This window comes from Pradoshia sp. Z3_51, from assembly GCF_058215915.1.
Genome location: NZ_JBZAJC010000003.1, coordinates 273,610 through 285,690, shown reverse-complemented (window position 1 = coordinate 285,690; position 12,081 = coordinate 273,610). Strand labels below are relative to the sequence as shown.

At 40.1% G+C, this 12,081-nt stretch carries 8 protein-coding genes; 6 read left to right on the top strand and 2 right to left on the bottom strand.

All coding sequences use genetic code 11. The features are described 5' to 3' along the window. On the top strand, positions 1–2,415 hold the full coding sequence (pheT, locus tag AC4BHA_RS08540) for a phenylalanine--tRNA ligase subunit beta (protein ID WP_140462239.1): 2,415 nt from the start codon (positions 1–3) through the stop codon (positions 2,413–2,415). Positions 2,416–2,842: 427 nt separating this feature from the next. On the opposite strand, the gene AC4BHA_RS08535 is transcribed toward pheT, so the two are convergent. Both AC4BHA_RS08535 and rnhC read right to left on the bottom strand, forming a co-directional pair. Next, on the bottom strand, positions 2,843–3,463 hold the full coding sequence (locus AC4BHA_RS08535) for a hypothetical protein (RefSeq protein ID WP_490558440.1): 621 nt from the start codon (positions 3,461–3,463) through the stop codon (positions 2,843–2,845). Positions 3,464–3,854: 391 nt separating this feature from the next. Then, positions 3,855–4,814, bottom strand: coding sequence for a ribonuclease HIII (rnhC, locus tag AC4BHA_RS08530; RefSeq protein WP_490558439.1), 960 nt, complete (start codon positions 4,812–4,814; stop codon positions 3,855–3,857). A 154-nt stretch (positions 4,815–4,968) separates the two neighbouring features. Between rnhC and zapA the strand changes: the two genes are divergently transcribed. The 5 genes from zapA (at position 4,969) to AC4BHA_RS08505 (ending at position 12,062) form a co-directional block, all read left to right on the top strand. Continuing rightward, positions 4,969–5,238 carry a cell division protein ZapA gene (gene zapA / locus AC4BHA_RS08525; RefSeq protein WP_373925507.1) on the top strand — a complete coding sequence of 90 codons (270 nt, stop codon included), beginning with the start codon at positions 4,969–4,971 and terminating at the stop codon, positions 5,236–5,238. Between the two features lie 7 nt (positions 5,239–5,245). Then, complete coding sequence (locus tag AC4BHA_RS08520; RefSeq protein WP_066108772.1) at positions 5,246–5,788, top strand: CvpA family protein; 543 nt, start codon at positions 5,246–5,248, stop codon at positions 5,786–5,788. 108 nt (positions 5,789–5,896) lie between these two features. Next, positions 5,897–7,612, top strand: coding sequence for a DNA polymerase/3'-5' exonuclease PolX (polX, locus tag AC4BHA_RS08515; RefSeq protein WP_490558438.1), 1,716 nt, complete (start codon positions 5,897–5,899; stop codon positions 7,610–7,612). 27 nt (positions 7,613–7,639) lie between these two features. Next, positions 7,640–9,997, top strand: a complete 2,358-nt coding sequence (locus tag AC4BHA_RS08510) for an endonuclease MutS2 (RefSeq protein WP_490558437.1) — start codon at positions 7,640–7,642, stop codon at positions 9,995–9,997. Positions 9,998–10,358: 361 nt separating this feature from the next. Continuing rightward, positions 10,359–12,062, top strand: a complete 1,704-nt coding sequence (locus AC4BHA_RS08505) for a long-chain-fatty-acid--CoA ligase (protein WP_490558436.1) — start codon at positions 10,359–10,361, stop codon at positions 12,060–12,062. Positions 12,063–12,081: the final 19 nt, after the last annotated feature.

Below are 12,081 nucleotides of genomic sequence, written 5' to 3'. Positions count from 1 at the left end.
ATGTTTGTATCATATAGATGGTTACAGGATTATGTTGATTTAGATGGAATCAATGCTAATGAGTTGGCAGAAAAAATTACAAGAAGCGGAATCGAAGTAGAAGGTGTAGAATCTCCTGCTGAGGTGATTCAAAACGTGGTAATCGGACATGTACTTGAAAAAGTACAGCATCCGAATGCTGATAAATTAAGTGTTTGTAAAGTGGATATCGGTGAAGAAGAACCGGTTCAAATCGTGTGCGGTGCGCCGAATGTGGCAGCAGGACAAAAAGTTCCTGTCGCAAAAGTAGGAGCTGTTTTACCGGGGAATTTCAAAATTAAAAAGAGCAAGCTTCGCGGAGAAGCATCCCACGGCATGATCTGTTCCCTGCAGGAATTGGGAATCGAAGCGAAAGTAGTGGCAAAAGAGTTCAGTACAGGTATTTTTGTATTCCCTGAAGATGTTGTTCCTGGCACAAATGCGCTTGAACAACTGGGGCTCGATGACCATATTCTTGAGCTTGGATTGACACCAAACCGTTCTGATTGCCTAAGTATGCTTGGTGTAGCTTATGAAGTAGCAGCTATTTTGGGTAAAGAAGTTAAAGTACCAGAAGTAACTGTAAAATCAGGCTCTGAGAAAGCAGAAGACTATGTAAGCGTAAAAGTGGACGCACCTGAGCAAAATCCTCTTTATATCGCGAAAATCATTAAAGATGTAAAAGTCGGTCCATCTCCATTATGGCTGCAAAGCCGATTAATGAAGAGCGGAATCCGCCCGCATAATAATGTGGTCGATATTACGAATTTCATTTTGCTTGAATATGGTCAGCCATTGCATGCGTTCGATTATGATCGTTTACAATCTAAAGAAATTGTCGTTCGTATGGCGCATGAAGGTGAAAAACTGACTACATTGGATGAAGCTGAACGTACGCTTAGCGGTGATCATTTGGTCATTACAAATGGCAAAGAAGCTATTGCACTTGCTGGTGTTATGGGAGGAGCCAACTCTGAGGTTGTTGATGGAACAACAACTGTATTACTGGAAGCAGCCTATTTTGCAGGCGGTCCTGTTCGCAAAGCTTCCAAAGATTTTGGTCTTCGTTCAGAAGCAAGCGCACGCTTTGAAAAAGGTGTGGATCCAAACCGCGTTCGTGCTGCCGGAGAACGTGCAGCAGAATTAATCGCAGAGCTTGCAGGCGGTACAGTGCTTGAAGGTCAAGCAGAATTTAATGAGATGAAGATTGAAGAAGCCGTAATCAGTATTGGTCTTGGAAAAATCAATAAAGTATTGGGTACGTCATTATCTGTTAACGAAGTGAAGGATATTTTAACGCGCCTTCAATTTGAAGTGAAAGTGGATGGAGAAGACTTTGTAATTACGGTACCGACACGCCGTGGAGATATTACCATTCCAGAAGATATTATTGAAGAAGTAGCAAGACTTTACGGATACGATAATATTCCAAAAACATTGCCGGTTGGTGCTTCTAAGCCAGGTGTACTAACTCCATACCAAATGAAGCGTCGAGTTGTACGTCGTTATCTAGAAGAAGCCGGTTTAATGCAAAACATCACATATTCTCTAACATCTGCTGAAAAAGCAGCCATGTATACATTAGAGCAACGTGAAAGCATTCGTTTGGCGATGCCGATGAGTGAAGAAAGAAGCACTCTTCGTATGAGCCTGATTCCTGGCTTGCTGGATGTGTTAAAGCATAATGTAGCTCGCCAAAATGAAAATATGGCTGTTTATGAAACAGGCGCTATTTTCCTTAAAACTTCTGATACAGAGCTTCCAGAAGAAAAAGAGCATCTTGCAGGTGCTGTAACGGGTCTATGGAACACAAACCTATGGCAGGGAGAGAAGAAGAAAGTAGATTTCTTCGTTGTAAAAGGAATCCTTGAAGGGTTATTCCGCAAACTTGGATTAGAAAACCGCATGGAGTGGAAACAAGCGATCGTTGAAGGAATGCATCCAGGACGCACAGCTGAATTGTTCTTAGATGGAGAATTAATTGGTTTCGTAGGTCAAGTTCATCCGAAAGTTGAAAAGAAAGAAGACTTAAAAGAAACCTATGTATTTGAATTGTCTCTAGTAGACCTTTTACATGTAGATCAAGAACCAATTCAATATACAGCTATTCCAAGATTCCCTTCTATTACACGTGATATTGCATTGGTTGTGGACTCTGAAGCAGTAGCGGGAGAAATCAGCACGATTATCAAAGAAGCTGGCGGCAAACTATTAAAAGAAGTTCACTTATTCGACTTATACGAAGGAGAAAAAATGGAAGAAGGCAAAAAATCATTAGCATTCTCCCTAAAATACTTCGACCCTGAAAAAACACTAACAGACGAAGAAGTAACAAAAGCCCACAGCAAAGTCCTCTTCGCCGTAGAAGAAAAAGCAGGAGCACAGCTGAGAGGCTAGAAAAGCTGAGACGACTAAAAAGGAACAAAGTCTAAGAACGCCACATCGTGTGGCAACGACTTTGTGACCAACATCCTGTTGGCCTCCGACAAGCATAAGAGAGAGGCACGAAGGGAGGCGTTTTTTCCTCCCGTAGTGGCTATCCTTATGACTCGAGGGCCTAGGAGTTGAAGCTGGATCTAACGAAAGGCTGAGACGACTCAAAAAGGAACAAAGACTAAGACCACCACATCGTGTGGCAATGTCTTCATCCAACATCCTGTTGGCCTTTGCAGCCACTTATAATTGAATGAGGGAGTGGTGGAAGCCATCTCCCTTAATTAAAGATTATATCTGTATAATTTTAATGCAAAAAAGATTGCTATAATATAAGCAATCTTTTTTTTATGTATGAATTAACTTGTTAATGTATGATGACTGTGTTGGTTTATGATAATTTCTCTTTAATCTGTTTGAATTCTTCTCTTAATTTCGTACTATATTCGTCGATTTTTTCTCGTCTTTCTTTTGAGCGCTGTTCTTTCATTCTGGCTTTTGCTTCGTGTTCTAATTCCTTTTGTATCTTACGCGCATGGTCTAGTTCTTCCTGAATAACGCTGGCACGGTATCTAACGATTACTGTATTAAATTGATTAATGATCTCATTATAGGATGTTTCTGTTTCTTCTTGTATAACAGCTATAAGGGCTATATCTCCGTCTTTCATTCTTGTAGAAACCGTATAAAGCATACCGTCCTCTTCCTTGGCATCATTCATATCTAATAAAGAACCGAAGCCGGCACCTATCCCCATTCCTAAAAGGATACCTATCGGACCGCCAAGTAACCCGAGAGCTCCTCCAATAAGTCCGCCTAATAAAGTGTCATCACTTGTTTGACTGCCAGTGTTGAAGCTATCCTTTGTGATAATCTCCCCATCAACTTTTTTTAGTAAAACTACTTGTGAGAGGACGAAATCTTTCTGGGATGTATGAGTTCTTTTTAGCTCAGATAAAGCCTGATATGCTTCGCTTTCAACCTTGAAAAAACTTAACAAAACATTTTCCATTCTCGTTTTACCTCATCTCTTTGAAAAAATTCCGATTATTTTATTCCCCTCAGAAAATGCGGTAAACTGGTAAGTTTTTCATTGCATTTAAACATCATTTTAATTGGCTGAGGATAGCGGCTGGATTTAGGGGTAGTTTGGCTGGATTCCAATCAAACTCGGCTGGATTATTACCAAGATTGGCTGAATTCCTTCTAAGTTCGGCCGGATTTTGAATAAAGTCGGCTTGATTCCCGTAAATACAACCTACGAGGCCCTGTTAAATGGAGAATCTTGTTGAAAACAACTTTACTCCATAATAAAAACACTCAGACCAGATGTGATCTCCCCAATTGTTAGACCGTGTGTCTAACAATTGGGGTGCAGATCAGCTCCCAAGCTGAGTGTTTGATTATAATCCAATTCGTTTTACGAGCTTGCGTGCCTTTTCTGTATTGGCGAAGTGAAGCTTGGCAAAGGCGTTTAATTCACTTTCACCTTTTTTAGCGATAAAGACAGCGGCAGCTTCATCCACTTTTGAACTGGCGCCTTTAGGAATCGTCATCCCTGCCTGTTCGCTGAGTAGATCCATATGTTTTAAGAAAGCGTAGCGGGCAATGACAGAAGCGGCTGCCACCGCTGTGGATATACTTTCAGCTTTTGTGCTGAAATACAAGGGAACTTCACGATTTCCGTTCGTGGCGGTATGGCGAAAATATATATCAGGTTCACAAAATTGGTCTATGAGAATACCATCTGGCTTGGTTCCTTCCAATTTGGCCAGCAAATGATGAATAGCTTGTTCATGCAGCATGGCTTTCATTTTACCCTGGCTCATTCCTTTTTGCTGAAGGCTATTGTATTTTTCGTTTTTCAGGACAAGCAGACTATACGGAATCATTGCTGTAATCTTTTTGCCAAGAATTAATATTTGCGGATCGCGAATCGTTTTTGAGTCCCGTATGCCCATATTTTCAAGTTCCCGAATATGTTTCTTGCTGACATAGGCTGCCGCAACTGTTATGGGTCCGAAGTAATCGCCCGTTCCCGCTTCATCTGTACCAATGATACTCAACTCATTGATTGTATGAGGAGGACGGTAGATATGGTCTGATACACTTCTTTTTTTAATTGGTGATTTTTTTTGAGGGGCAGCAGCATTGGTTGGTCCGCTACTCCATTTTTGAACTTCTGTATCTGAGACGGCTCCTTGGAATAATACTTTTCCTGAATTATAGGCAGTAATCGTCATCCCGTTCATTTTCGCTGAGAAAACAGCTCCGGGTGGTGTTTTAGGCAATAAAGAATTCAAATAATAGGATTTCATTTTTAGAATCGTTTCTTTTGTTACTGTAATAACAGTATTCGCCATTTTTCTACTCTACTCCTCTTTACGCCAAATTTCCGTCCTCTTGTTAATAGGACGGAAATTTGTGTATATGATATTTTACGATTGATAGTAGTTTTTATCTAGGAATACCAAGAAATTGGTTTTCATGTTATGATAGTAGACAGGATTTTTATGATTGGAGGCAACCGCCTTGTCTGATAAAAACAGGATAAACGTTGAGATATATGGACAACAATACACCATTGTAGGCGATGAATCAACTTCTCATTTACGACAAGTTGCCCACTCGGTGGATGATAAAATGCGCGAAATTGGTCAAAAAAACCCGAGTCTGGATACGACTAAATTAGCTGTATTAACTGCAGTTAATACGATGCATGAATACTATAAATTGTTAGAAAAGATAGAAGCCTTGGAAATAGAAATAAATCAACAGAAGAAATGAGGATATTATGGTTACACTATTCATATTAGTAGCTTTACTCATAGGATTTTTAATAGGTTTAAGAAGAGGCTTAATCTTGCAGCTTGTACACTTATTAAGTTTTATTATTGCCTTGATTGTAGCTAAATTATTTTATAAAGACCTCGGTCCTAAGCTTGAAATGTGGGTTCCTTTTCCGTCATCAGCGGATACTGACTCAAGTCTTAATATGCTGTTTAATATTACAGATTTGGATTCTGCTTTTTACAATGCAATTGCATTCTTTATTATTTTTGTTGGCGTAAAAATTGTCCTGCAAATTATTGGGTCCATGCTGGACTTTCTTGCTCAGCTGCCCCTTTTGAAGCAGTTTAATCAATTGGCTGGCGGGGCTTTAGGATTTGTAGAAATGTATTTGGGTATGTTTATTATCCTATTTATTGGTGCTATGCTACCCATTGAGTCACTGCAGGAAATGATACATAACTCATCCTTAGCGAAAACAATCATTATGAACACCCCATTTTTATCTGATTGGGTGACAAATTTGTGGTTCCATCCATTTTCATGACTTCCTCTTCCAATAGGGAAGTCATTCTTTTTTAGTATCCGATTGAGCTTGTATATAATGAAGGATAAAGGTATCTAATAAATGAAATAGGACGGGTAGGTGGCCGGAATGAGCGTAAACAAAAAAGATGTCATTAAACTATTGGAAACAATAGCAATATATATGGAATTAAAGGGAGAAAATCAATTTAAGGTTTCTGCCTTTCGCAAAGCTGCACAGGCACTTGAAGTAGATGAACGCAGCCTGTCGGAGATTGATGATTTCACCAAGCTGAGCGGGATCGGCAAAGGAACGGCAGCTGTCATAAATGAATATATCGAAATGGAATCATCAGAGGTCCTTAAAGAATTGCAGGAGGAAGTGCCGAAGGGGTTAATTCCTCTTCTTCGCTTACAAGGACTCGGTGGGAAAAAGATTGCCAAGCTATATAAAGAGTTAGCTATTACGAATGCGGAAGAGCTGCAGAAAGCGTGTGAAGAAGGGAAAGTCAGTAAACTTGCCGGCTTTGGCAAAAAGTCTGAAGAAAACATACTTGATGCCATCAAAGCAATGGGAACAAAACCGGATCGTCTGCCTCTTGCTGTTATGCTGCCGATTGTGGAAGACATTGAGGCAAAACTGCAGGCAATGGAAGATGTTATTCGCTTTTCAAGAGCTGGCAGTGTAAGGCGCGGACGTGAAACGATAAAAGACCTTGATTTCATCATAGCTACTGACAATCCCTTGAGTGTCAAAGAACAAATCTTAGGGTTAACCAATATTGATCATATCGTTGCAGCCGGTGATACAAAAGTATCTCTTGCTTTAGCCTATGATTATGAAATAGCAGTAGATTTCAGGATGGTAAAGCCAGCTGAGTTTGCAACGGCTTTACACTATTTTACTGGATCTAAGGACCATAATGTCCGTTTACGCCAATTGGCTAAGGATCGCGGTGAAAAGGTTAGTGAATATGGCGTTGAAAATTTAGAAACTGGTGAAGTCAAAACATTTGAGAGCGAAGAAGACCTATATAGCCATTTTGGTCTGCCGTATATTCCACCGGAAATTAGGCAGGATGGTACTGAAATCGATAAATATCAAGCTGATTACGGTTTAATTTCCTTGGAGGATATTAAAGGTGATCTTCATATGCATACAACCTGGAGTGACGGCTCCCATACGTTAAAAGAGATGGTAGAAGCTTGCCGTGCCAAGGGGTATCGCTATATGGCCATAACCGATCATTCTCAATATTTAAAAGTGGCAAACGGACTGACACCTGAAAGAGTTTTAAAACAGAAAGAAGAAATCAGGAAGTTAAATAAGGAATATGATGACATCATGATCCTGTCCGGTATCGAAATGGACATCCTTCCGGATGGTACACTTGATTTTGATGATGAAATTCTAGAACAATTAGATCTTGTTATTGCTTCTATTCACTCCTCTTTCTCACAACCGCAGGAAGTGATTATGGAGCGTTTGAAAACAGCATTGACCAATAAACATGTCGATATTATCGCACATCCAACTGGGCGGGTTATTGGGCGAAGAGACGGTTACGCAGTGGATATGGATTTATTGATTCAGCTTGCAAAAGAATCTGATACGGTATTAGAGTTGAATGCCAATCCAAATCGTCTCGATTTAGCAGCGGAAAATGTTAAAAAAGCTCAGGATGCAGGAGTTAAAATCGTTATTAATACAGATGCTCACAGCATTGATATGCTGGAGAATATGGACGTAGGTGTGTCAAACGCCAAGCGTGGCTGGATCAAGAAAGAGACTGTATTAAACGCCCAAAATGAGGACGATTTTTTGGCTTTCCTCAATAGAGACTAACAGAAAAAGTAAGGAGGATTTTTCTCCATGCAAGACAAAGTATTAAAAACACTCGAGTTTACAAAAATCATTGCACAATTGCAAAAACATGCTTCTTCCAGTCTGGGAAAAAGCCTAAGTGAACAGTTAATGCCCAATACCGATTTGGAAGAGGTTAAACGTACTCAATATGAAACAGACGAGGCTGCAACCGTATATCGCTTAAAGGGCAATGTGCCTCTTGGAGGGATATTTGATATTCGCTCCCATATAAAACGAGCTCGGATTGGTGGTGTTCTCAGTCCTGTTGAATTGATGGAAACATCAAGTACACTGAGAGCAGGACGGACTCTACGCAGATTTTTGGAGGATATGCAGGAAAATGAAATCGAACTTCCTATTCTCTATGAATATAAAGACCAATTAGTGAATCTGAGTGATCTGGAAAAAGACATCAATATGGCAATTGGGGACCATGGTGAGGTTCTGGACTCTGCCAGTAATACGCTCCGGACGTTGCGTCAGCAATTGCGCACGAATGAAGCAAGAGTTAGAGAAAAGCTTGAAAGTATGATTCGTTCAAGCAATGCCGCCAAAATGTTATCAGATACGATTGTGACGATTCGGAATGATCGTTTTGTCATACCTGTAAAGCAGGAATATAGAAATCATTATGGCGGTATTATCCATGATCAATCTGCATCAGGGCAAACCTTGTTTATTGAGCCGCAGTCTATTGTTCAATTGAATAATACATTACAGGATATTCGCGTAAAAGAAAGTAGGGAAGTAGAACGTATACTAACAGCACTTTCCAATGCTGTAGGCGAGTATGCAGATGATATATTACTGAATGTCTCTATTTTGGCTAAGCTCGATTTTGCCTTTGCAAAAGCAAAATATGCAAAAGCTATTCATGCATCCATGCCGATTATGAATAATCAGGGAATCATTAAGCTTAAGAAGGCAAGACATCCGCTCATTCCAAAAGAAGAGGTTGTTGCCAACGACATCATTCTTGGAGAGACCTATGGGACGATGGTCATTACAGGACCGAATACAGGCGGTAAAACCGTCACATTAAAAACGGTCGGTCTTTGTACATTAATGGCTATGGCAGGTTTGCAGGTACCGGCAATGGATGGATCAGAATTAGCAGTTTTTAAATCTGTATATGCAGATATCGGTGACGAACAATCGATTGAGCAAAGCTTGAGTACATTTTCATCTCATATGGTGAATATAGTGGAAATCCTAGAAACCTTGGACTTTGAATCACTCGTATTATTTGATGAGCTTGGAGCTGGAACAGATCCTCAGGAAGGAGCGGCACTAGCGATTTCAATTCTGGATGAAGCACATTCACGTGGAGCTAAGGTTATTGCTACAACCCATTATCCTGAGCTGAAAGCCTATGGATATAATAAAGAAGGCGTCATGAATGCAAGTGTGGAATTTGATGTAGAAACGCTCAGTCCAACCTATCGACTGCTTATCGGTGTGCCTGGTCGAAGTAATGCGTTCGAAATCTCTACGAAGCTGGGTTTAACTGAACGGATTATTCGCAACGCTCGTGGAATGATTGGAGCCGATTCCAATAAGGTTGAAAACATGATTGCATCTTTGGAAACTTCACGAAAGGAAGCTGAAAAAGACTGGCAGGAAGCGGAAGAATATTTGAGGGATGCTGAAATCCTTCATCAAGATTTACAAAAACAATTAATGGAGTACGAGGATAAAAAAGATACGCTAATCGAAAAAGCCAAGCAGGAAGCAAGGCAACTCGTAGAAAAGGCTCAAAAAGAAGCGGAGGAAATTATCCGTGAGCTGAGACAGATGCGAATCGAAAAGAGTGCTGAAGTCAAAGAGCATGAATTGATAGAGGCGAAGAGAAGGCTTAATGAAGCAAAACCTGAGGAATCCAAAAAAATAAGAAAAGCCGCTGTATCGTCAGCCAAAAGGACGCTTAAGCCTGGCGATGAAGTTAAGGTTCTCACTTGGGGACAAATTGGTCAATTAATAGAAAAGATATCCGATCATGAGTGGAATGTTCAAATGGGAATCATGAAAATGAAAGTGGATGAGAAAGATCTCGAATTTAAGAAAAGTCCAAAGCCAGTCGAGACGAAAACGATCACCAAGATTAAAGGTAAAAATTTTCATGTTAATCTAGAGCTTGATCTCCGTGGTGAGCGTTACGAAAATGCATTGTCTAGAGTGGAGAAATATATTGATGATGCCTTGCTTGCCGGTTATCCGCGTGTTTCCATCATTCATGGGAAAGGAACAGGGGCACTGAGACAAGGAGTCAGAGAGTATTTGAAAAATCATCGTTCAGTCAAATCAATGAGGTTTGGGGAAGCTTCTGAAGGTGGAATTGGCGTGACGATTGTTGAATTGAAATAAGGGAGAACACAGGAGGAGACCATGGAAACACTGGGGAAGATTTTGTTGGTGGTATCTGCTTTATTTATCATTGTCGGGATCATATATATGGCCTTCTACGCGTGAGTGCGTGAGTGAAAGAGTTTAAATGGTGGGGGGTCCCGCTGTTTAGGCTCTTTTTTATATCCTGCCGGCAAGTTAAGTACACATTGAAAGCAAAAAAGTGATTATTGGATATTCAGGACTTCCAAAATCATTCTTTAGGAGTTAAGAACTAGATAATTCAAATAAAGTTAACAGAATATTAGTAAAATATTGTCACATAAAATTCATTATACTATAATTAACTAGGAGAAATAGCTTTTTAAGGGAGGTTTTTACATTGTTAGAAGAAAAACCATGGTTTAAGCATTATCCAGAAGAAATCCCGAAAAGCATCGAGTATGGACATAATTTAATACAGGATTATTTAAAACAGTCTGCTTACAAATACCCAACTAAAAACGCCCTTCATTTTATGGGAACATCAATTACGTACAAGAAACTGTATGAGTATGCATTGCAATTTGCCCATTATTTGAAAAAGCTAGGCGTTGAAAAAGGTGACCGAGTAGCTATCATGCTACCAAATTCGCCGCAGGGAGTCATTGGTTATTATGGATCATTGATAGCAGGTGCTATAGTGGTTCAAACGAACCCTCTGTATATGGAAAGAGAAATCGAATACCAAATGCAGGATTCAGGTGCCAAAGTTATCCTGACTTTAGATATTTTGTTCCCCCGTGTCATGAGTGTCATGAAAAAAACAGATTTACAGCATATCATCGTTGCTCCCATCAAAGATTTTTTACCTTTTCCAAAGAACTTAATTTATCCATTTATCCAGAAAAAGCAATATGGCATTGTCGTCAATGTTGAGCATAAAGGCAATCATCATCTCATGTCTGAAATCCTAAAAACATCACCGAAAACCGAGGTCGAGTATGAAGGCAACCCGGAAGAAGATCTTGCCTTACTGCAATATACCGGTGGAACAACTGGTTTTCCTAAGGGAGTTATGCTGACACATAATAACCTGGTAGCCAATACAAAAATGTGTGATGCCTGGCTCTATAAATATAAAGAAGCAGAAGAAAAAGTCCTCGCAATATTGCCTTTTTTCCATGTCTATGGGATGACTACCGTTCTTATCCTTTCTATCATGAAGGGCCATGAGATGATTATATTGCCAAAGTTTGATGCCGTTACGACCTTGAAGACTATACAGAAACAGAAGCCAACTCTATTTCCAGGAGCTCCTACCATGTATATTGGCTTATTAAATCATCCGGATATTTCGAAGTATGATTTATCATCCATTGATGCCTGTATAAGTGGTTCAGCAGCACTCCCAGTGGAAGTTCAGGAGAAATTTGAAAAACTCACTGGAGGTAAATTGGTTGAGGGCTACGGTTTGACAGAAACATCACCCGTAACTCATGCTAATCTTTTATGGAGTGACAAGCGTGTGAAGGGAAGTATTGGTTTACCATGGCCAAGTACGGAAGCAGCAATTCTATCCTCTGAAACCTTAGAGCCGTTACCTCCAGGTGAGGTCGGTGAACTGGCAATAAAGGGCCCCCAAGTTATGAGAGGATATTGGAATCGTCCAGAGGAAACAGAGAACGCTTTCTGTGGTGAATGGTTATTAACGGGAGATATGGGCTATATGGATGAAGAAGGATACTTCTACATCGTGGATCGTAAAAAAGATATCATTATTGCAGGCGGGTTCAATATTTATCCGAGGGAAATTGAAGAGGTATTATATGAGCATGAGGCTGTTCAGGAAGCCGTGGTGGCGGGTGTGCCTGATCCATATCGCGGAGAAACCGTTAAAGCGTATGTAGTATTGAAAGATCAAGCAAAAGTGACCGAGCAGGAATTAAATGAATTTTGCCGTAAGCATTTGGCTGCCTTTAAAGTACCTCGTCTATATGAATTCCGCGATGAGCTTCCGAAAACCGCGATTGGTAAAATTCTACGACGTGTATTGGTTGATGAAGAGAAACAAAAACAACAAACAATTGATAAAAGAGAGGCTTAATCGATTCTGAAGAAAGCTC